Origin of the sequence: Leifsonia sp. McL0607 (genome assembly GCF_049993355.1) — a bacterium.
Lineage (GTDB): Bacteria > Actinomycetota > Actinomycetes > Actinomycetales > Microbacteriaceae > Leifsonia.
This window is the reverse complement of record NZ_CP188253.1, coordinates 1837766-1858711: the sequence shown is the minus strand read 5'-3', so window position 1 is coordinate 1858711 and position 20946 is coordinate 1837766. Positions and strand designations below refer to the sequence as shown.

Here is a 20946-nt window from a genome sequence, read left to right as displayed (position 1 = left end):
GTCCTCTCTTCCGCTACGACGCGCTCGCGCTCGCCCGTTCGACCGCCTCGATGCCGACGGGCCGACGCAGGTCGAAGCCGACTGCGCGAACGTTGCGGAGGGTCCCGGCCGACGACTTCGCGGCTCCCGCCGGGTGCGCCAGGCTACCGAAGTCGCCCTCGATCCCGAAGAGGCCCCCGATCACGGCTTCCGTCATCGCGACGGCGGCATTCGACTCGCGATTCGAGATGCCGCGCTCGGCCACGCGGTAGCCTCCGTCCTCCGTCACCTCCATCGCCTGTCCCCACAGCGCGCCAGACGTCGCCCGATGGGCGCGCTGCAGTATGCCCAGGGCGATCTCGGGTCGTCCCAGACGGCAGAGGCCGTAAGCGGTCGCACCCGGCCACGCGGCGAAGGCGCCGGCAGCGCCGTGATCCGGCCGGTCCGAGAGCGGCGCGATCGAGTCGCTCGGATCGAGGGCGCGCATCCAGTCGCCGTCGATCAGCTTCGTCGAGACGAAATCGACCAACTCGCTGCGCTGCTCGCCCGACAGGGACTCGCTCATCTCCGCCGCGACCAACGCGAAGTCGAGGCAGTGTCCGATGACATCGCCACCGTGCGGGGTCATGATCGACCAGCGGCCGTGGCCGGCATACCGGTCGACGACGGCGGCGGCCAACCGGTCGGCGTCGGCTTCGGCCTGCGCGGCCTCCTCCTCATCGCCGAGCAGACGGAGGAGGTCGCCGAAGCCGCGGAGCATCCCCACGTAGCCGGCGTTGAACGACACGACGGCGTGCCGGTAGTTCGGCACGCACTCGAGCAGCTCCCACGCGTCGTCGCCGAAATCGACCAGCACACGGTCCCCGAACCGAGCGCTCGTGATCCGCGGACGGTAGGCGAGCTTCCGAAGATGGTCGATAACGGTCATCCGACCCGCGTACTCGTCGAGGACGGCCAGATCCCCCGTGATTCCGACGTAAGCCTCGGCGATCCGGAAGAGGGAGTGGTCGTTCGACGCGTAGTGGTTGCCGATGGGCAGGAGGTTGTAGGTGTCGAACGAATGGCTGGAGTCGTACGGCTGGCTCAGCGCCGCGACGATCCACGCGCGCATGCCCGCCGGCTCGAGGAGGGCGGCCGTGCGCGCCCACTCCGCTTGGTCCCAGAAGAAGGTGGTCGTCGCCCCCAGGCGCGGGCCTCCCGTCAGGAAGACGGGACCGAGCGAGCTGATCTCGGTGTTCCTCATGTAGACCGCGAGCAACGCGCCGAGATAGTAGGTCCGCGCCAGGTCCCGGTCGGGCGTCACCAGTGTCGGCAGGTACCCCGAGAACTCCGTATTCCCTGGCCTGAACGCGTCGTGCCAGAGCCGCTCCCACGAGGCTCGGACGCCGTCGAAGACCCGATCGAAGCTCCCGGCGTTGTCGAGCGCCGTGTCCGTCGCACTGGTCGCGTCGCGACCGATGGCGAGCGTGAACCCGATGGTGGTCGATGTGCCGGGCTCCAGTTCGACGGTCCACGTGGCGAGCCCGCGTGCTCCGTCGACGCTGAGCCCGTCCGGCCGCGTGGTGAAGGCGAACGCCGACACGGCCGCGCTCTCCCCGTCCCGCACCGTGAAGACGCCCCCCCTCCGCGTATCCGGCCCAGCGGGCGTCGGACCACCAGGGTGCCGTGCGCGCCACGACAGCATCGTCGACGAAGAGTTCGACGCCGTCCCCTCCGATTCGGGCGGCCAGCGTGTTCCAGCGACCGGTCGGGAGTGGTTCCTCCGCTCGGATGCGCTCACCGGCGATGCTGAGGTACACGTGTCCGTCGTCCAGTCCGAGCTGCAGCGAGTCCGGGTGGTTGCCGTGGGTCACGATCACGCCCGACTGCGATCCGGACTCGACGCGCACCTGCAGTTCGAAGGTCGATCCGTCGCCGAGGCGGACACGTTCCAGCCGCAGGTCCGTGTCCGCGGCGATCTCGAAGACGGGCCCGCTCCCCCGGATCAGCGTCTCGCCGCCGCCGATCCTCCGCACGTGGATGCCCCGGACCGCGCCGACGACGCCGGGCGCGCGGACGCGTCCGGAGTCCGGTGTCGAGTGGTCGGGGAGCTCCGTCTCCAGGAGCATCGGGGCGTCGTCCTCGTCGCGCTGGATGCCGGGGATGCGCGGACTGCCGAGCCGCACCCAGCGCTCGTCCTCTGCGAGGAACTGCACCTGTCGCGGCGTCGCCGACGTGACCTCGGACCTGATGCGCTCGATCGTGTAGTAGTCGTGATGGTGCCCGTGGTTCCATGGCAGTCCGTAGGTCCAGCCCCAGTCGACCTCCGAGACCGCGATCATCGCCTGGAGCTCCTGCTCGACCGCGACGGCCCTCCGCGCGTCGCCGGTGTTCGTCAGCTCGACGCGCCAGTGCACCTCGCTTCGGCGAAACCCCAGCCGGACATCGCTGGTCACGGTCAGGCCCGGCGCCGTGTGCTGCCGCTCGACACCCCACGCCTGCCACCGCAGCCGCTGCGCGGCGAGGGGCTCGCCGTCGACGCGGAGGACCCCGGTGTGATACCCGCCGCTGTACGGCGGGAGGGCCAGCCACGAAAGCGAAGCGAGGTCGTCGTCGACGTGCGCCTGCCCCCACTGGTTGCGCAGCGACGGCAGATGCTCGAGCTCGGCCCGGTCCATCCAGCCGCCGCTGAGGTCGGCGAGCGCGGGTACGGATTCGGTCACTTGGAGGCTCCTGACATGAGGCCGTGGATGAACTCGCGCTGCGTCACCAGGTAGCCGACGACAGGCACGATCGCCGCCAGCAGCATGATCCCGAAGAGCTGTCCGTAGTCGGCCGAGTAGCCGCCGAGCGCGATGTAGATGCCGGTGGTGATCGTCTGGCCCTGTAGCGGGCCGAGGATGAAGAGCGGGTTGAGGAAGTCGTTCCAGACCCACAGTCCGAGGAAGATCCCGACAGTCGCCGTCGCGGGCCGGACGAGCGGCAACACGATCCGCCACCAGATCCGGAGGTCGCCGGCCCCGTCCACCCGAGCCGCCTCGATGACCTCGCGAGGGATGGTGCGGAGGAAGCCGACGTAGACGAAGACGGCGAACGAGAGATAGCCGCCACCGATGTTGGAGAGGATCAGGCCCACATACGTGTGCCCCAGCCCGATCGCCTGTAACAGCTGCACGATCGGGAGCAGCACGACCTGCGGCGGCACCATCAGCCCCAGCGCGAATGCCGCCAGGAGGAACCCACGAAACAGTCGCTTCCTCTCCGAGATGAAGAAGCTCAGCGCCGACGCCAGGGGGATGACTATGGCCACGGTCAACGCCGTGACCAGCACCGAGTTGAGCAGGCCGCCCTGCACCAGGTGGTCGGGCCGCGACAGGGCGGTCAGGAGGTTGTCGAAGGTGAACGGCGCCGGCAGTGCCAGCGGGTTTTCGAGGATCTGCTTCTGTGACTTGAACGCGCCGGAGAGCGCGATGTAGATCGGCAGCACGAACGCGAGGGTCACGAGCCAGCCGATGAGGAGGTGCCCGGCGTGATGCCAGAGGATGTGCCTGTTGGCGGCGATGGCGGTCATCGGTCTGGTCCGGGTCGCGCGGTTCTCGACGGCGAGGCGGCTCACAGTGCGGCCTCCCGTCGGCGGAGGAGAGCGGTCACGCCGTAGGCGACGATCGCGGTGAGCGCGAGCAGCAGGATGGCTATGGCCGACGAGTAGCCGAACTTGTTGTCGGTGAACGCGACCTGCACGAGGTAGAACGCGGTCGAGCGGGTCGAGTCGGCCGGTCCGCCGCCGGTGAGAACGGCGATCACGTCGTACAGCTTGAAGGTGGTGATCATGCAGAGGACTACGCTGATCGTCATCCCCGGCGCGATCATCGGGAACGTGACGTTGGTGAATCGGCGCCACGCCCCCGCGCCGTCGACGCGTGCGGCCTCGTAGAGCTCGGCCGGGACGGACTGCAGCGACGCGGTGTAGACGACCGTGGCGAACGCGATGGTCATCCAGCTGACGACGGCGATGATCGACATCGTCGCCAGCGCGGGCGTGCCGATCCACGAGATCGGCTTCTGGATGATCCCGAGGTTGAGTAGCGAGGCGTTCAGCAGGCCGTCCTGGGTGAGGATGCTGCGCCAGATGAACGCGACGATGACTCCGGACAGGACCTGCGGGATGAAGATGAGCGTCCGCATGACTCGGAAACCGAATGTGTTCCGGTTGAGCAGCAGGGCGAAGCCGAGGCCGATCGAGTTGGCGAGCACGGTGACGGCGACGACGACGATCAGAGTGAACGCCAGGCTCGCGATCAGCGCGGGGTCGTTCGCCATCTGCACGTAGTTGTCGGCCCCGACGAACGACGACGAGCCCTGGAGGGGGTTCTGATCGGTGAGGCTGGACAAGAAGCTCTGTGTGACCGGCCAGATCAGGAAGGCCGCGTAGAGCACCATCGCAACGATCGCGATCGGTGCCAGCCCCAGAGAGCGGCGCCAGGTCGCTGAACGACCAGTCATCGTGTGGGTCCTTTCGATTGCTGTGGATGGGATGCCGCGAAGACCTCCGCGAGTCCTTCGCGGCATCCCGGCTTCGTGAGGCTCGCCTACTTCTTGGTGGCGGCGTCCCACTCGCTGTCGAGCTTCTGCAGCTGCGACTGCACGTCGGAATTCGAGAACAACGCCTGCGAGAGCGCGTAGAAGTCATCGTTGATCCCGGGTGCGAGCGCGTTGTCGTTGTTGACCCAGCCGAACGCGGCGACCTTCTCGTTGTCATCGGTGACGTATTTGTAGGTGGCCGTGTAGAGGTCGCTCACCGACGCCCCGAAGTCCGAGAGCTTCACGTTCTTCATGTTCGGGTACGCGCCGTCGGTCTCGATCAGCACCTTGAGGTTCTCCGGCGCCAGCGACCATGCCTGGGCGAACTTCGCGGCGTCGCCCACGTTTGCCGACTTCGCGCTCACGGAGGTGGTGCCGCCCATGTTGAAGGGGATGACGACTTTGCCGCTGTCGGTCGGGAACGGGAACGCTCCATACTGCTTCGCCTGGTCGGCCGTCATGTAGCTGGAGCCGGTGAACCAGCTGCCCATGATGTACATGGCGGCCTTGCCCGCGAGGAAGTTCTTGTTCGCGGTCGCGAAGTCGGTGCTCAGAGCGGCCGGGTCGTAGGCGCCCTGCTTGATCAGGTCGACCTGCTTCTGCATCGCCGCGACGAACTCGGGGTCGGCGAACGTGACCTTTCCCGCGTAGCGCTTCTGGATCCAGTCAGGGTCGCTGCCCAGGACGTCGGCGCTCGCCAGCGCGACCAGGGGCATGCTCGCAGCCCAGGTGTCCGACCCGGCGAGCTCGATCGGCGTCACCCCGGAGGCCTTCAGCTTCGCGACCGCGTCGGTGAACTCGGCGTAATTCGTGGGGACCTTCACGCCGGCCTTCTCGAAGAGCGCCTTGTTGTAGAACACGAGCGGGAGCACCTGCGAGTTCGTCGGGGGGATGTAGGTCTTCCCGCCGATCGCATTGGCGTCCGGCTGCAGGAAGTTGTCCTTCAGCCAGGACTCATCGAAGGGCTTCAGGAGCCCGGCGGAGGTGAAGTCCTTGGGGTTGATCGACGACAGGACGTCGGGGAACTGCCCACTCGCCTGCAGCTGCTTGGCGTAGGCGTTGCGGTCGGCGTCCGGGCTGACGATCTTCTTGACGGAGACATTCGGAACCTCCTTCTGGGCGGCCTTGATCGAGCTGTCCCAGAAGCTCGCCGTCAGTGCCGGCGTCTCGAACGTCATGAAGGTCAGGTTGGCCTTGCTGGTGTCGGTCTGCGCGCTGGTCGAGCACGCCGACAGCGCCAGCGCCGCGACCGCACTGACGGCGGCCACGACGATGCGGTGATTGCGTTTCACTTCATCCTCCTTGATGAGGGCGGCGTCTTCGCCGGCCCACGCTGTGCTTCCGCGGTGACGTTGTGTCACTCCGGGTCGATCGGGTCTCGGGTAGCCTCTCGACTAATAATCCTAAACGATGGGATTATTCGAGTGAGAGAATAGGCAGGCCAAACATCCGATGTCAAGCGGAAAGAGGAAAGAGCCTTACTCAGCGATCAGGAGGCTGTCGGCTTTGGGCGCGAGCGCGTTGTCAAGGATGAGCGTCGCCGCCCCGACGGCAGCCACCTCCTCGCCGAGGACCGTGCGCCTCAGCCGCACCGGGTGGCGAGTCTTGCGGTACGGCGAGTCCTGAAGGCTCGCCGCGATGCGGTCCTCCATCCACGGCGCGAGCCGGTCCCAATACGGGCCGCCCACGACGATGTCGGCGACGTCGAGCAAATTCACGACCGACAGCAGCGCGGTGGCGATGACGTCCGCCGCGCGCGCAAACAGATCACGCACGGGTCGCTCTCCCCCGCGCTCGCGATCGAGCAGCGCGTCGAAGGCGGCCTCGATGGCGGAGAGGTCCTGCTGAGCGGGAGCCGCGGGGATGATTCCATCGTCCGCTGCCTGGCGGAGGATGTAGTCCGGTGTCGCCAGCCAGCCCAGCATGCTGGCCCGTCCCGGCTCGACGGAACCGGAGACCGGAACGAAGAGAGTTCCGCCCTCGCCCGCGTTGCCGCTGGCCCCGCGGACGAGCTCGCCGCGCAGGGCCAGCCCCATGCCAATGCCCGTCCCGAGGTAGAAGAACACGAAGTCCTCCCGCGTCTCGCGGCGCAGCCAGAGCTCGCCGACGACGGCCGCGTTGACGTCCTTCTCCAGGACCACGGGCTGCCCGGTCGCCGCCGCCAGCGCGTCGCGGAGGGGCACCTCCTTCCAGCCTTCGAGGAGCGGCGGGTCGACGACGACGCCGCGGTCGACGTCGATGGGGCCGGGACTGGCGATCCCGATGCCCAGGACGAGCGAGCGGTCGACGCCGGCCTCCGCGACGAGCCGATCGACCGAGGCTGCCAGTGCTCCGATCACCTCTTCGGGGCGGATCGGCTCAGGGGTACGCGTCTGCTCGCGCGCGATGATCGAGCCGCTCAGATCGATCAGCACGCACGTGGTGACGGCGGGGTCGATGTGGATGCCCACGGCATACCGCCCGCGGTCCGCCACGTGCAGGAGCAGGCCGGGCTTACCCGGTCCCGTGCCCTTCTTGGCCCCCTCGCGGATGTAGCCGTCCTCGAGGAGGCGCTTCGCGCCATTGGCGACGGTCTGGTATGCGAGGCCCGTGCGTTCCTGGAGCTCCACCCTGCTGACGCCGTCGGGCGACCGCCGGATGGCGTCCAGGATCACCGCCTGATTGAATCCTCCGACCGCGGGAAGGTTGGTACCACGCCGCATGCCTCCTCCTTCGGGCGAGCCGGCGCACGAATGTGCGACCTCACTAGGTATATCGTTTCGCGACCCGCGCCGGGTGGCGCCCGGTGACCAAACGTCGGATGTATACGCTGGTGCGTCATGAGCGTCACCGATGAAGCGATCGGCAAGATCCGGACCATGATCATCGCTGGCGAGTTGCTGCCGGGCGACCGACTGCCTCCTGAACAGGAGCTGAGCGACAGCCTGGGACTCTCGCGCAACTCGCTGCGAGAAGCCGTCAAGGCGCTGGAACTCGTCCGCGTCCTCGAAGTCCGGCGCGGCGATGGGACCTACGTCACCAGTCTGGAACCTCGGCTGCTTCTGGACGCTGTATCGTTCGTGATCGATCTGCACAACGACCGGTCGATACTCGACGTCTTCGCTGTGCGCAGGATCCTCGAACCGGCCGCTGCCGCGATGGCGACCCCGCTGCTCACCGACGACCGGCTCGTCGAGCTCCGGCAGTCCGTTGCGCGGGCCGACGCGACCCGGGACGTCGAGGCCCTCGTCGACCACGACCTCGACTTCCACCACGCCATCGTCGCCGCCGTCGGCAACGACTACTTGACGAGCCTCATCGACGGCCTCGCGAGCAGCACCGTCCGAGCGCGGATCTGGCGCGGGCTGACCCAGACGGACGCCTTCCGCCGGACTCTTGACGAGCACGCCTCGATCGTGGGGGCGATGGAGGCCCGGGACACCGAGCTCGTGCGGTCGCTGATGACCTCGCACATCGCCGGCATCGAGGCATGGCTGAGGCAGGCGAGCTGACGCGATCGTCCGGATGGGCGCGACTACTCCGACGGCCGGCTGAACAGGTTCACCAGGTTCCCGTCCGGATCGCGGAACAGCACAGAAGGGTTCCCCCAGGGCATCCACACCTCGGTTCGAGTGCTCGGCCAACGTGCGCATGCGTCCGCCGCCGGCGTACGTCGGTTTCGACGTGGAGGCGGCCCGCCAGCACCGGATCGACGCGCTGCGAGAGCACGTGGACACGTGGACACGTTCTGCGCCGGGTGATCGCGACCTAGAAGGTCACGCCGGCCGCGGCGACGATCCCGTCGTCAGCGCAGCCGCGGCTTGCGCGGAGGGCGGTCGTCGCGCGGCGGACGGTCGTCGCGCTGCGAGAAGGTACGACGCGTGCCTGCGGCGCGATCGGGACGCATCTCGATCAGCTTGCCGCTGATCCGGGTGCCCGAGAGGCGGGAAAGAGTGTCGCCCGGCAGGTCGGAAGGAAGCTCGACGATGGAGAAATCGGGCATGATGCGGATGTGCCCGAAGTCCTCGCGGCTCAGACCTCCCTCGTTCGCGAGCGCGCCGACGATCTGGCGGGGCTCGACCTTCTGGCGCTTGCCCACCTCGATGCGGTACGGCGCCATCGGCTTGTCACTCCGCTCGCGTCGCGACGCCCGGTCGGTTCGGCCGCCGCGGCCGCCCTCCCGGTCGCCGCGATCCCCGCGACCGCGATCGTCGCGCGACTCGCGATCGACGCGCTGCGTGAGCGCGTCGTCGGCACTCAGCAGCAGGGGCTCCTCGCCCTGCGCCACGACGGCCAGCGCCGCCGCGACATCCACCTCCGGCACGTCGTGGTGCTCGACGTAGTGACCGATGATGTCGCGGAACCGCGAGATGCGCTCCTCCTGCGCCAGGGCTTCGGTGATCGCGTCGTCGAACCGCGCCAACCGGGTCACGTTGACATCGTCGACGCTCGGCAGCTGCATCGGGGTGAGCGGCTGGCGCGTCGCCTTCTCGATGGCCGTGAGCAGGCGGCGCTCGCGCGGCGTGACGAAGCTGATCGCCGCGCCGCTGCGTCCCGCTCGGCCGGTGCGGCCGATCCGGTGCACGTACGACTCGGTGTCGATCGGGATGTCGAAGTTGATCACGTGACTGATGCGCTCGACGTCGAGACCGCGCGCCGCCACGTCCGTCGCCACGAGAATGTCGAGCTTGCCCGACTTGAGCTGGTCGACGGTGCGCTCGCGCTGGACCTGGGCGACGTCTCCGTTGATCGCCGCGGCGGAGTACCCCCGGGCCCTGAGCCGTTCCGCGAGCGACTCGGTCTCGTTCTTGGTGCGGACGAAGATGATCATCCCTTCGAAGTTCTCGACCTCCAGGATGCGAGTGAGGGCGTCGACCTTCTGCGAGTACGACACGACGAGGTAGCGCTGCGTGGTGTTGGCCGACGTGGTGGTCTTGGTCTTGACCGTGATCTCTTCGGGATCGTGCAGGTACTTCTTCGAGATGCGACGGATCTGCGCAGGCATCGTCGCGGAGAACAGCGCGACCTGCTTGTCGTCCGGGGTGTCGGCGAGGATGGTCTCCACATCCTCCGCGAACCCCATCTTGAGCATCTCGTCGGCTTCGTCGAGCACCAGGTACTTGAGCTCGGAGAGGTCGAGCGTCCCCTTGTCGAGGTGGTCCATGATGCGGCCGGGGGTGCCCACCACGATGTGCACACCCCGCCGGAGGGCCGAGAGCTGCACGCCGTAGCCCTGACCGCCGTAGACCGGCAGGAGGTGGACGCCCTTCAGGTGCGCGGCATAGCTTTCGAAGGCCTCCGCCACCTGCAGCGCCAGCTCACGGGTGGGCGCGAGCACGAGCGCCTGAGGGCTCTTCTGCGACAAGTCGAGCCGGGACAGGATGGGCAGCGCGAACGCGGCCGTCTTGCCCGTGCCGGTCTGGGCGAGGCCGACGACGTCGCGCCCCTGCAGCAGCAGCGGGATCGTCGCCTCCTGGATGGCGGACGGGGTCTCGTAGCCGACGTCTTTGAGAGCCTTGAGCACGGCGGCGTCGAGCCCGAGGTCGGAAAACGTCGTCGCGGGTTCGGTGGGCTCTGTCTCGCTGGGCGTGGTCATCGTCTCACGCTATCCCCTTCTGGGTCTCTCCGGCGGCGGACTACCGCAGATGGCGGCAGGCCGCCACGGCTGAGAGCCTGCTTCGAATCGTGCATCTAGGCAGATTTGCGTGAATATAACTTTGCATTCATGCAATAATTAAGGACATGGGCAACGAATCCCTCGGCCTCCGGGAGCGCAAGCGTCTCGAGACGCGCGCGCAGCTGGAGCGCGCCGCGGTGCTGCTCGCGAGCGACGTCGGCCTGGAGAACGCGACGGTCGAGGCCATCTGCGCGACCGTTCCGGTCTCCGTCCGGACCTTCTTCAACTACTTCGAGAGCAAAGAAGACGCGATCCTCGGCGTCCGCGAATTCGAGCTCGACGAGCAGTCCGTCGAACGACACGTTCGCGAGAGCGAAGGTCGGCCGCTCGCAGAGCGGGTCATCGCGCTGCTGCTCGAGTCGCTGGCGCCGGCCATCGCCGACACCCGGCTCCACGAGGCCCGCATGGCCATCATCAAGCAGCATCCCGAGCTGCTCGGCCGACAGGTGGCCCAGATGAGTCGCGCCGGCGAAAGGCTCGTCGCCGCCACCGCGGCCATTCTCGCCCACGACAGCCGGTTCGCCCCGTTGGGCGCCGACGAGCAGAACACCACCGCCGAACTCATCCTCCCGCTGTGCGGAGGCGCCGTGCGCCTCGCCGTCAAGGAATGGGTCTCCGCAGGCGGCGAGCGTTCGCTTCCCCAGCTACAAAGACGAGCCGTCGAGCTCGTCGGAAAGGTGATCAGCACACTCTCATGAGTTCAACCATCGAAGCGGCGCCCGAGAAGACTTCCGGCACGTCCCCGCAGAAGCGCAACATCATCCTGCTCTTCGCAGGACTCATGGTCACGATGCTCCTCGCATCGCTCGACCAGACCATCTTCAGCACCGCCCTGCCGACCATCGTCGGCGAGCTCAACGGCGTCGACCACATGCTCTGGGTCACGACGGCGTACATCCTCGCGTCCACCATCATGCTGCCGGTCTACGGCAAGCTGGGCGACCTGATCGGCCGCAAGGGGCTCTTCATCGGCGCGATCATGCTGTTCATCGCCGGCTCGGTGGTCGGCGGCCTGGCCGGCGACATGACCTGGCTCATCGTCGGGCGCGCCATCCAGGGCCTCGGCGGCGGCGGCCTCTTGATCCTGTCGAACGCGATCATCGCCGATGTCGTCCCCGCCCGCGAGCGCGGCAAGTACATGGGCATCATGGGCGGCGTGTTCGCCCTCTCGTCCGTCGCCGGCCCGCTGCTCGGCGGCTGGTTCACCGAGAGCATCGGCTGGCGCTGGGCCTTCTGGATGAACATCCCGCTCGGACTCCTCGCGATCGCCTCCGCCCTCGTCTTCCTCCGCCTTCCCAAGGGCGCTTCGGGCAAGCCCCGGCTCGACTGGGCCGGCATGGGCCTGCTCGCCATCGCCTCCACCTGCCTGGTGCTCGTCACCACCTGGGGCGGCACGACCTACGACTGGGATTCGGGCGTGATCATCTCGCTCATCGCCGGAACCGTCGTCGCAGCGGTCGCGTTCGTCCTCGTCGAGCGCCGTGCAGCGGAGCCGATCATGCCGCTGAAGCTGTTCACGGACCGCAACTTCAACCTGACCACCATCGCCGGCCTCATCATCGGCATCGCGATGTTCGGCGCCCTCGCCTACCTGCCGACCTACCTGCAGATGGTCACCGGCTCGAACGCCACCCAGGCGGGCCTGCTGATGATCCCGATGATGGCCGCGCTGCTGTTGACGTCGATCGTCTCCGGCCAGCTGGTGAGCAAGACCGGTCGCTACAAGTGGCTGCCGATCGTCGGCACCGTGATCGTCGCCGTCGCCCTGGTGCTGCTGTCGACCATGACCCCGGCTCTGCCGGTGTGGGTCATCTGCACCTACCTCGCGGTGATGGGCATCGGACTGGGCATGAGCATGCAGATCCTCATCCTCGTCGTGCAGAACTCGTTCCCGGTCTCGCAGGTCGGCACCGCGACCGCGTCGAACAACTACTTCCGTCAGATCGGCGCCTCCCTCGGCTCCGCCATCGTCGGCAGCCTCTTCGTCGCCCGCCTCACCGACCTCCTCGCCGAGCGGATGCCCATCGGCGGCGCTGCGGCCAGCGGCTCCAGCAACTCGTTCACCCCGGCCCTCGTCAAGGCGCTGCCGGCGCCGTTGCGCGACGTGATCGTCGGCGCCTACAACGACGCGCTCACCCCGGTCTTCCTCTACATGGTGCCATTGCTGCTCATCGCCGTCGTGCTGCTCTGCTTCGTGAAGGAGAAGCCGCTCGCCACCACCATCGAGCGCGACTCCGTCGCCACCTCGCTCGAGATCGACGGCGCGACGCACCCGGCGCTCGACCAGGCCGACACGACGGCCGCCGCGACGGCCGACGGCGTCGACGCAGCCGACGAGTTCGCGCCCGACACGTCGGACGACCCCGACGGCAACGGTCGCGACCACGTGCTCGTCACGAGCTAGGTCGACCGGCCGACCGACCAACGTCCCGTCCTCCACAGGCTTCCGGAGGGCGGGGCGGTGTCGGCTCAGAGTGATCGGAATAGCCCCCGCCTCACGGCCCGTCGGTGCCGACCGCACGTAACTCCGGAGTCTCGGGCCGAGTGGCGCCGAGACTCCGGAGTTACGTGCGGATTTGGCGGAGACGCGCGCAGGTCTCCGGAGTTACGCGCGCACGCCGGTGATCTCCGCCGCGAGCAGGAGGGTCGCACGGGTGCGACCGTCGGAGAGATCGGCCTGGATGAGTTGTTCGATCCTCTGCAGCCGGTAGGTGAGGGTATTGCGGTGGATGAACAGCCGATCACACACCGCACGTGTCGATCCGTTGAGCTCCAGGTAGGTCACGAGAGTGCAAAGCAGAGTGTCCTCGCCGTCGAGGAGTGGCGCGAGGCTGCGTCGAGCCAACCCGGTGAGCCCCTGTGTCGGTAGCGCTCCCACCAGGGCCCCGAGGTCGAGCGTCTGCAGCTGGTGTACTCCCGCTTCGAGTTCGGCGCGACGAGCCACCTGGATGGTGATCCCCAGTTCCTCCAGCGCGAAGCCCGATGCGTACCCGGCATCCAACGTGGTCGCGCGGCCGATCGCCTCTTTGACCATGGATGGCACCCGCTCGGCATCCACCCTCCCCTGCATCACCAAGGTCGCTTGATACGACTCGTCGTAGAACCGCACACAGCGATAGTGCTGCTCGAACAGAACTCGCATCCTCCAGGTGATGAGTCGAAGAAGGGCGCTCGACATCCGCTCGGGGCGACGAAGGATGATCAGGTCGAATGGGTCGCCCGGATCGAACCCGGCATCGACGGCGAGCAGACGTACTGTTTCCGCGCTCGCCGTCCGCCCATCGAGGAGGGCCTCGACGAAGCGCGCAGCCGTATGGGAATGCAGCGGAGAGCGTGCGAAGAGCGTATATGAGAGCTGCATCGCGATCACCGCCAGTGTCGGTCCGAGGAGCGGCTGGAGCAGGAGCGCGTCGCTCTCGGTCTCGACTCGGAGTTGGAATCCGGGCTGATCGCCGCCCGGCAGTGGAAGTGCAGTTCGCGTTCCCGAGCCGGGCGCAAATGCGAACTGTCCAGCGCGAGCGAGCGTGAAACCACTTTCGTCGACCAGCCGCACATTTGCCTCGATCGACGCACTCACGCGTTCCAGGACGAGAGCGGGTGTCGCGCCCTCGGCTGCCAGCTGGGTGCATTCGTTAGCGAGGTCCCAGCCGCGTCGGGCTGTCAGATAGCGGTCCGCCGCGAGCTCCTGCCAGATGTGCCGGCTGAGCTTCACCAGTGGAAAGTCGGGGCCGAGCTCGATGAGCGGCAGGCCACGATCGGCGCAGGACCGGACGAGACCGGTCGGTAGGGTCGAATGGATGGCGCCGAGGCCGAAGCCGAGGCCGCTCGCTCCGGCGCGCACCAGACGCTCGACGTACGCGTCCCACGTCCGGAGGTCTTCGAAGTGGAGTCCCATGCCCAGGGTGAGAACGAACTCGCCCCTGGTGAGGAAGGCACTGGGGTCCATGAGCTCGGACTGCGCACACCCGGTGATGGATCGCTCGAGGCAAGAAGCGGGCACAGGGGATCGCAATTCCAGCCTCAGCGCAGGGTTTTCGAGCAAGTCCATCACGCGCATGAAAGCCTTCCGAATTGTGTGGCAGTGCAAATTGCACAAAGGGTCGAGGCGATCTTGAGCATAGTCACGAGGAATCGGCCGCAATGCGGGAAATAGCGTGATCGGCATGCCCAGCCGACGACGACCAGTAACCCTGAACGCAGACATGGGCGAGGGGCTCGGTCTCCACGCGTTCGGCAGCGATGCAGCCTTGATGCCGCTCCTCGACTTCGCGAACGTCGCATGCGGATTCCATGCGGGCGACCCGCAGGTGATGGCTGCGACCGTCGAACTCGCCCGCTCCGCCGGAACGGCAGTCGGATCGCACCCGGGGCTGCCGGATCTCTCCGGGTTCGGGCGACGGCGGATGGCGTTGACCCCGGACGAGGTCGAGAACCTGATCGTCTATCAGACCGGCGCTCTGACCGGGTACCTTCGCCGTGCAGGTCTGCCGTTGAGCCACATCAAACCGCACGGCGCCCTGTGGGGGATGCTCGCGGAAGACGACGACCTCATGCGCGCGGCAGCCCGTGCCGTGCGTGTGTTCGATGTCCCGTTCTTCGGTCTGGCCGGTACCGCACATGAACGGATCTGCGCCGAAGCGGACATCGAGTTCGTCGCCGAACTGTATGTCGACATGGACTACAACCCCGACGGAACCCTCGCGCTGGTCCGCAGCGCGCACCTCACCGACCCGGCAGCCGCCGCACAGCGCGTCGCCTCAGCCCTGGCGGGAGAACCGATCGCCGCGATCGACGGCTCGCCGCTCACGCTTCGTTTCGACACCGTCTGCATTCACTCCGACGCCCCGAACTCGGTGGACGTCGCCCGATCCGTGCGCGCCGTCCTGGCGCGCTGACCTCACGAAGGACATCCCGCTATGGCTGACATCGTCTCCCCCCTGCCCGGTATCTTCTATCGAAAGCCGGCCCCCGACCGTGACCCGTTCGTGAGGGAGGGCGACAGGATCGACATCGGTCAGACAATCGGCATCGTCGAGATCATGAAGCAGTTCACGGAGGTGCAATCGACGGCCACCGGAGTCATCGAGACGTTCCGCGTCGACGACTTCGGAGCGGTGAACCCCGGAGACGTCATCGTCACGGTGCGGGAAGATCGTTGATGCGCAAACTGCTGATCGCCAATCGCGGTGAGATCGCCGTTCGCGTCATCCGTTCAGCGCACAAGCTTGGCATCGCCACGGTCGCCGTGGTGTCCGAAGCGGACCGGGAATCCCTGGCGGCGCGGCTGGCCGACGAGGCGGTCGTGATCGGGCCCGCACCTGTCGCCAGCTCGTACCTCGACGCGGAGGCCGTGCTCCGTGCCGCCGACGAGACGAACGCAGACGCCGTGCACCCGGGCTACGGGTTCCTGAGCGAGAATGCCGAATTCGCTCGTTCGGTCATCCGCTCCGGCCGGATCTGGGTCGGCCCCTCCCCAGAGACGATCGAGTTGATGGGCGACAAAGCCCGCGCGATCGCCGCCGCGCGCGCCGCCGGCGTCTCGGTCGTCCCGGGTACCGACGGCCCGCTGACCGACACCGACGAGGCCTGCGTCGAAGCCGCGAAGATCGGCTTCCCGCTTCTCATCAAGGCGAGCGCGGGAGGTGGAGGGCGAGGCATCCGCCTCGTCGAGAACGGCGACGAGCTCGCAGCGACACTCGCCACAGCACGCGCCGAAGCTCGGGCCTCGTTCGGCGACGACACCGTGTATCTCGAGGCCTATCTTCGCCGGGCCCGACACATCGAGGTGCAGATCCTCGGCGACGGTGCGCGGTGCATCCACCTCGGAGATCGCGACTGTTCGATGCAGCGCCGCTCGCAGAAGGTCCTCGAAGAGGCGCCGGCGCCCAATCTCCCGGAGGAGGTGCGTCGCGAGGTCCGCGCCGCCGCGATTCGACTTGCCGAGGCGACTCGGTACATCGGAGCGGGCACCGTCGAGTTCCTCTACGACCCGGACCGGTCGGCGGCATACTTCATCGAGATGAACACTCGGCTCCAAGTCGAACACCCCGTCACCGAGCAGATCACCGGGATCGACCTGGTGGAGCAGCAGCTTCGCGTCGCGCAAGGGGAGCCGCTGGCGTTCCGTCAGGAGGACATCCAGTTCAGCGGGCACGCAATCGAATGCCGCATTAACGCCGAAGACCCGGACCGTCAGTTCTTCCCCAGCCCTGGGCTCATCACCGTGATGCGGTGGCCGGACGAACCGGGTTCACGGGTCGACGCGGGCTACGACGAAGGTCTCGCCGTTCCGCCCTTCTACGATTCGCTGGTGGCCAAGGTCATCGTCCACGCGACAACACGCGCGCAGGCGATCGAGACGATGGAGCGGACGTTGGCAGACTCCCGTATCGAAGGGATCGCGACGACGATCCCCCTGCACCGGAGGCTTCTGGACGCGCCGGAGTTCATCGATTCGGAGCACACGACCACGTTCGTCGAGGCGTACCTGTCGCGAACCGCCCGATGAGCATGCGCGAACAGGCCCGGTACACGTGGGGCGGAGACGAGTTCCTCTTCGTGGAGATCGATGAGGCGATGAGCCTCGCAGCGAACTTCCGTGTGACGTCCATCGCCGCGCGCATCGAGCATGAGAGGCCGGCCGGCATCGTCGACATCTGTCCGGCCAACGCCTCGTTGCTCATCCGTTTCGATCCCGACCTTCTCGATTCCGGGGCGCTGGAACGGTTGGTGCGACGGATCGAGTCCGAGGTCACCGCGACGTCGACGAGCATCGAAACGCGGGTCATCGAGGTGCCGGTCTGGTATGACGACCCCTTCACCGCCGAGGTCGCGGCCCGGTTCCGCTCGGGATACCACCAGGATCCCGGCAGCACCGACCTCGAGTACGCGGCTGCCGTGAACGGACTCGCCGACAAGGACGAGTTCATCCGGCGCCACCACAGCGCGCCCTGGATCGTCTCGATGGTCGGATTCGTCGCCGGGCTCCCGTTCCTCTATCAACTCGTCGAGCAGGACGAGCAACTGCAGGTTCCGAAATACCTCAGCCCCAGAACAGACACGCCACCGTTGACGGTCGGTCACGGCGGCTGCTTCGGAGCGGTGTACTCGGTTCGCGGCGCCGGTGGATATCAGATGTTCGGCGTTGCCGCGGCTCCGATCTACGACCCCTCGCAGCGTCTCGCGGATTTCCGGGAGTCGTCAGTGCTCTTCCGCAGCGGCGACATCGTCCGGTTTCGGCCGATCGAGGCGACCGAATACGCACTCATCCAGGAGCAGCTGGAAGCGGGCACATTCCGTTACCGGCAGGCGCCGATCTCACTCGACACCGCGCTGGCTGCTTCCGAACCGACTGCGACGAACCAGATGATCTTGGAGGCTCTCGATGTCGCTTGACGTGCTCCAGCCCGGACTCTCGACGACCGTGCAAGACCGTGGACGAGTGGGCTTCTACAACCTGGGCTTCCCTCAGGGCGGCGCGATGGACATGGAGTCCGCTCGCCTCGCGAACGCCCTGGTCGGCAACGACGCGGACGACGCTGTGCTGGAGTGCACCTACATGGGTCCTGTTCTGCGGGCCCGTGCACCCGTGACGATCGCCGTGACCGGAGCTCCGGTCGTCGTGTTGGTCAATGGCGAGCCTGTCGAGCAGTGGTACCGGATCGACCTCGCGACCGAAGACGAGCTGAGCTTCGGCCTGATCCAGGGAGGCAGCCGCTTCTATATCGCCGTACGGGGAGGTATCGACGTTCCCGCTGCGCTCGGCAGTCGATCGACCTACGCGATCGGCTCGATCGGTGGAGTGGACGGTAGAGCGGTCCGCGCGGGCGATGTCCTCCCGATCGGACCGGCTACCGGCCACTGTCCACCCGCGAAGTCGATCCCGCCGGCTGAACGGCCGATCTTCTCGCGTGAGCAGGAAATCCGGGTGATGCCCGGTCTCTACGATCACCTCCTCACCGAGGAGGGGATGCGTCGGCTCGTGCACGAGGACTGGACACTCACCACCCAGGCGGATCGAATGGGACTGCGCTACAACGGACCTGGCGTGGAATGGCGACAGCGCCCGCGGCCGTTCGGCGCCGGCCAGGACCCGTCGAACATCGTCGACGCCGGGTATGCCGTCGGCTCGATCCAGATCCCCGGCGGAACCCAGCCCATCGTGCTCCACCGCGACGCTGTCTCCGGCGGCGGGTACGCGATGGTCGCGACGGTCATCAGCGCCGACCTGGACGTTCTCGCGCGCGCCACCGCGGGCACGGTCACTCGTTTCACACCCGTCGACATGGAGGCCGCCCTCACGGCTCGAAACAACCGCACCCGTCGGGTCGCGGAACTCATCGCCCGTCTCGAGCACCGCAGGTAGCGCCTGTCCCAGGAGACGGCCGCGTCGGCGCCCAGGGTCCGGCGAGAGACCCACACCAAGCGGGTACAACGTTGTAGGCTAGGTTCACCCGAGGGAGGAATCGATGCCTGCGACGCTGCACGACGTGAGCCGACTGGCCGGCGTGTCCATCAAAACGGTCTCCAACGTCATCAACGACTACCCGTACATTCGGGCAGAGACCAGAGAAAAGGTTCTCGCGGCCATCGCCGAGCTCGACTACACGCCGAACCTCTCGGCCCGGAGCCTGCGCTCCGGCAAGTCGAACGTCATCGGCCTTCTCATCCCCGAGCTGCGGAACGCCTACTTCGCCGAGCTGGCGGACTCCGTGATGCGGGCCGCTGCGGCGCGGGGGCAATCGGTCCTCATCCAGCAGTTCGGTAACGACAGGGAGAGCGAACTGGCCGTGCTCCGCGCCCGCAGGGCCGGGATGGTCGACGGCCTCCTCTACAGCATGCTCACCCTCGACGAGCGCGACAGGGCGACGATCGAGGAACTCCCACTGCCCACCGTCCTTCTGGGCGAACGGCTCTTCAACGGGCCCCGCGACCACGTGACCATGCAGAACGTCGAAGGCGCGCAGGCGGCGACGGAGCATCTGCTGCGGAGTGGTCGGCGTCGCCTGGTGGCGTTGGGCGCACACCCCGGCGAGGTCATCGGATCCGCGGGGCTGCGGCTCACGGGATACCGGCAGGCTCTGGCCGCTGCCAGGCTGCCGTTCGAGGAGGATCTGGTCGTCAGCGTCGGGCCGTGGCATCGTCGCGACGGCTCGCTGGCCATGCGGAGCTTCCTCGAGCGCGGCGTCGAGTTCGATGGAGTGGTGGCCTTCAACGACACGCTGGCGCTCGGCGCGATGCGTGCACTGCAAGATCACGGCCTCGGCGTTCCCGGCGATGTGGCCATCACGGGCTTCGACAACATCGACGAGACGCAGTTCTCCATGCCGGCCCTCACCACCATCGACCCTGGCCGCGAAGAGATCGCCGAGACGGCGATCGAACTACTCCTCGAGCGGATCGCGGGACGGGTGGAGGACGCCCCCCGCGAGATCGCCGTGCCGTTCCGACTGATCGCGCGCGAGTCCGCGCCACTGGGTGAGCGGGTCGCCGGCGTCTAGGAGTGTCCGACAACTCCGGCGTCCAGGCCGGTGGCGTGCCTCCGGCTCCGTTCCTCCGGAGTCCTGGCGGACTTCGCTGCGCGAATCCGGACGAACGGACTCTCGTGCGGCGTGTCGTCCGTGACCTCCGGAGTTGCCCGCACGGTCCGCGGAGTGTCCGTAACTCCGGAACCCGCGGGGACACGCCGGGGTCGGTACCGTTCCGCCGGAGATTCGCGGGCGTGTGGACCGCAGCCTCCGGAATTGCTCGCACTAGCTGTAGTTCCCCGTGAGGTTGTGAACGCGGGCTGAGGGGACGAGGCCGCCGATTCCGGTGTGGGGTCTGTGGTGATTGTAGTGATGGAGCCAGGTGTCGTAGGTTGCGGCTCTGGCTTCGTCGCTGAGGTAGGCGTGCGCGTAGGCCCACTCGGTGGCCAGGGTGCGGTTGAATCGTTCGACTTTCCCGTTGGTCTGCGGCCGGTAGGGGCGCGTGCGCCGGTGCTTGACTCTCGTGCCGAGAGCGTCGGCGAACAGTTTCGACCGGTAGCACGCACCGTTGTCGGTCATGACCGCGGTGACGGTGATCCCAGCGGCGGTGAAGAACGCGTTGGCGCGCAGCCAGAATCCGGCGGCGGTCTCTTTGCGCTCATCGTTCAGGATCTCCGAGTAGGCCAGCCTGGAGTGGTCATCGATAGCGTGATGCAGGAACGCATAGCCGCGGCCGCGGTGCCGGGACGGTGCTGCTGCCCGCCCCAGGACTCGGTGGCCACCACCATCGGGGATGCGGCCGAGCTTCTTGATATCGACATGGACCAGCTGGCCGGGGCGAGCGTGCTCATAACGGACAGCCCTCGGTTTGCGGATAGGGAGCCCGGTCGCTTGATCGAGGTGGTGCAGTAGCGGCATCCGATACCGGGCCAGCACCCTGCCCACGGTGGAACGGGGAACACCGAGGTGGTAGCTGATCCGATGCGGACCCCACCGCCACCTGAACCGCAACGCCACGATCCGGCGCTCCAACCGGGCCGGACACCGATTCGGGGACGAGTGCGGGCGGGAGGGTCGGTCGGTCATCGGCAAGCCTGCGCGTGCCCGATCGACCCACCGTTTCGCCGTCGCGGGCGAGCACTGGAACCGTTCCGCCACCCGCCGCAATGACCACCCGCGCTCCAGAACCAGCTCGACCAGCCGTCGACGCCCTTCCGGCGTCAACGGTGCATTAGCGTGAGTCACGAAGACCTCCGTTGGCTAGATGTGAGTGTGGTAACCCAC

General features: G+C 67.4%; 18 protein-coding genes. 10 read left to right on the top strand and 8 right to left on the bottom strand.

Annotated elements, in window-relative coordinates; genetic code table 11:
- Positions 1-13: 13 nt before the first annotated feature.
- Positions 14-1561 carry a hypothetical protein gene (locus ACPPVW_RS08955; RefSeq protein WP_426626135.1) on the bottom strand — a complete coding sequence of 516 codons (1548 nt, stop codon included), beginning with the start codon at positions 1559-1561 and terminating at the stop codon, positions 14-16.
- On the opposite strand from ACPPVW_RS08955, the gene ACPPVW_RS08950 reads away from it, so the two are divergent.
- Complete coding sequence (locus ACPPVW_RS08950) at positions 1539-2735, top strand: hypothetical protein (RefSeq protein WP_426626134.1); 1197 nt, start codon at positions 1539-1541, stop codon at positions 2733-2735. The genes ACPPVW_RS08955 and ACPPVW_RS08950 overlap by 23 nt on opposite strands.
- Here ACPPVW_RS08950 and ACPPVW_RS08945 read toward each other — a convergent pair.
- The 4 genes from ACPPVW_RS08945 to ACPPVW_RS08930 form a co-directional block, all read right to left on the bottom strand.
- Positions 2678-3574: a carbohydrate ABC transporter permease gene (locus tag ACPPVW_RS08945; RefSeq protein WP_426626133.1), complete on the bottom strand. Its 897-nt coding sequence runs from the start codon at positions 3572-3574 to the stop codon at positions 2678-2680. The two genes, ACPPVW_RS08950 and ACPPVW_RS08945, sit on opposite strands and share 58 nt — an antisense overlap.
- Positions 3571-4461: a carbohydrate ABC transporter permease gene (locus ACPPVW_RS08940; protein ID WP_426626132.1), complete on the bottom strand. Its 891-nt coding sequence runs from the start codon at positions 4459-4461 to the stop codon at positions 3571-3573. The genes ACPPVW_RS08945 and ACPPVW_RS08940 overlap by 4 nt, the downstream gene beginning before the upstream one ends.
- A gap of 86 nt (positions 4462-4547) precedes the next feature.
- A complete protein-coding gene (locus tag ACPPVW_RS08935) occupies positions 4548-5831 on the bottom strand; it encodes an ABC transporter substrate-binding protein (RefSeq protein WP_426626131.1) in 1284 nt (427 codons plus the stop codon).
- Between the two features lie 186 nt (positions 5832-6017).
- On the bottom strand, positions 6018-7241 hold the full coding sequence (locus tag ACPPVW_RS08930; protein ID WP_426626130.1) for an ROK family transcriptional regulator: 1224 nt from the start codon (positions 7239-7241) through the stop codon (positions 6018-6020).
- Positions 7242-7358: 117 nt separating this feature from the next.
- On the opposite strand from ACPPVW_RS08930, the gene ACPPVW_RS08925 reads away from it, so the two are divergent.
- Positions 7359-8030, top strand: a complete 672-nt coding sequence (locus ACPPVW_RS08925; RefSeq protein ID WP_426626129.1) for a FadR/GntR family transcriptional regulator — start codon at positions 7359-7361, stop codon at positions 8028-8030.
- Positions 8031-8323: 293 nt separating this feature from the next.
- On the opposite strand, the gene ACPPVW_RS08920 is transcribed toward ACPPVW_RS08925, so the two are convergent.
- Positions 8324-10114, bottom strand: a complete 1791-nt coding sequence (locus ACPPVW_RS08920) for a DEAD/DEAH box helicase (RefSeq protein ID WP_426626128.1) — start codon at positions 10112-10114, stop codon at positions 8324-8326.
- A 146-nt stretch (positions 10115-10260) separates the two neighbouring features.
- Between ACPPVW_RS08920 and ACPPVW_RS08915 the strand changes: the two genes are divergently transcribed.
- Complete coding sequence (locus ACPPVW_RS08915) at positions 10261-10893, top strand: TetR/AcrR family transcriptional regulator (protein ID WP_426626127.1); 633 nt, start codon at positions 10261-10263, stop codon at positions 10891-10893.
- Positions 10890-12599, top strand: coding sequence for an MDR family MFS transporter (locus ACPPVW_RS08910; protein WP_426626126.1), 1710 nt, complete (start codon positions 10890-10892; stop codon positions 12597-12599). Before ACPPVW_RS08915 ends, ACPPVW_RS08910 begins: the two co-directional genes overlap by 4 nt.
- Positions 12600-12800: 201 nt before the next feature.
- Here ACPPVW_RS08910 and ACPPVW_RS08905 read toward each other — a convergent pair whose 3' ends face one another.
- A complete protein-coding gene (locus tag ACPPVW_RS08905) occupies positions 12801-14252 on the bottom strand; it encodes a PucR family transcriptional regulator (RefSeq protein ID WP_426626125.1) in 1452 nt (483 codons plus the stop codon).
- Positions 14253-14358: 106 nt separating this feature from the next.
- Here ACPPVW_RS08905 and pxpA point away from each other — a divergent pair, with 106 nt between their 5' ends.
- The 6 genes from pxpA (at position 14359) to ACPPVW_RS08875 (ending at position 19695) form a co-directional block, all read left to right on the top strand.
- Positions 14359-15090: a 5-oxoprolinase subunit PxpA gene (gene pxpA / locus ACPPVW_RS08900; protein WP_426626124.1), complete on the top strand. Its 732-nt coding sequence runs from the start codon at positions 14359-14361 to the stop codon at positions 15088-15090.
- A 21-nt stretch (positions 15091-15111) separates the two neighbouring features.
- Positions 15112-15354, top strand: coding sequence for an acetyl-CoA carboxylase (locus ACPPVW_RS08895; RefSeq protein WP_426626123.1), 243 nt, complete (start codon positions 15112-15114; stop codon positions 15352-15354).
- Entirely contained in the window at positions 15354-16703 is a 1350-nt protein-coding gene (locus ACPPVW_RS08890) for an acetyl-CoA carboxylase biotin carboxylase subunit (protein WP_426626122.1), read from the top strand. Before ACPPVW_RS08895 ends, ACPPVW_RS08890 begins: the two co-directional genes overlap by 1 nt.
- The gene (locus ACPPVW_RS08885; protein ID WP_426626121.1) at positions 16700-17590 is read left to right on the top strand and encodes a 5-oxoprolinase subunit B family protein; all 891 of its coding nucleotides are present in this window, start codon (positions 16700-16702) and stop codon (positions 17588-17590) included. Before ACPPVW_RS08890 ends, ACPPVW_RS08885 begins: the two co-directional genes overlap by 4 nt.
- Positions 17580-18560, top strand: a complete 981-nt coding sequence (locus ACPPVW_RS08880; protein WP_426626120.1) for a biotin-dependent carboxyltransferase family protein — start codon at positions 17580-17582, stop codon at positions 18558-18560. The genes ACPPVW_RS08885 and ACPPVW_RS08880 overlap by 11 nt, the downstream gene beginning before the upstream one ends.
- A 103-nt stretch (positions 18561-18663) precedes the next feature.
- A complete protein-coding gene (locus ACPPVW_RS08875) occupies positions 18664-19695 on the top strand; it encodes a LacI family DNA-binding transcriptional regulator (RefSeq protein ID WP_426626119.1) in 1032 nt (343 codons plus the stop codon).
- Between the two features lie 252 nt (positions 19696-19947).
- Here the strand turns inward: ACPPVW_RS08875 and ACPPVW_RS08870 are convergent, their stop codons facing one another.
- Complete coding sequence (locus ACPPVW_RS08870; protein ID WP_426623129.1) at positions 19948-20907, bottom strand: IS481 family transposase; 960 nt, start codon at positions 20905-20907, stop codon at positions 19948-19950.
- Positions 20908-20946: the final 39 nt, after the last annotated feature.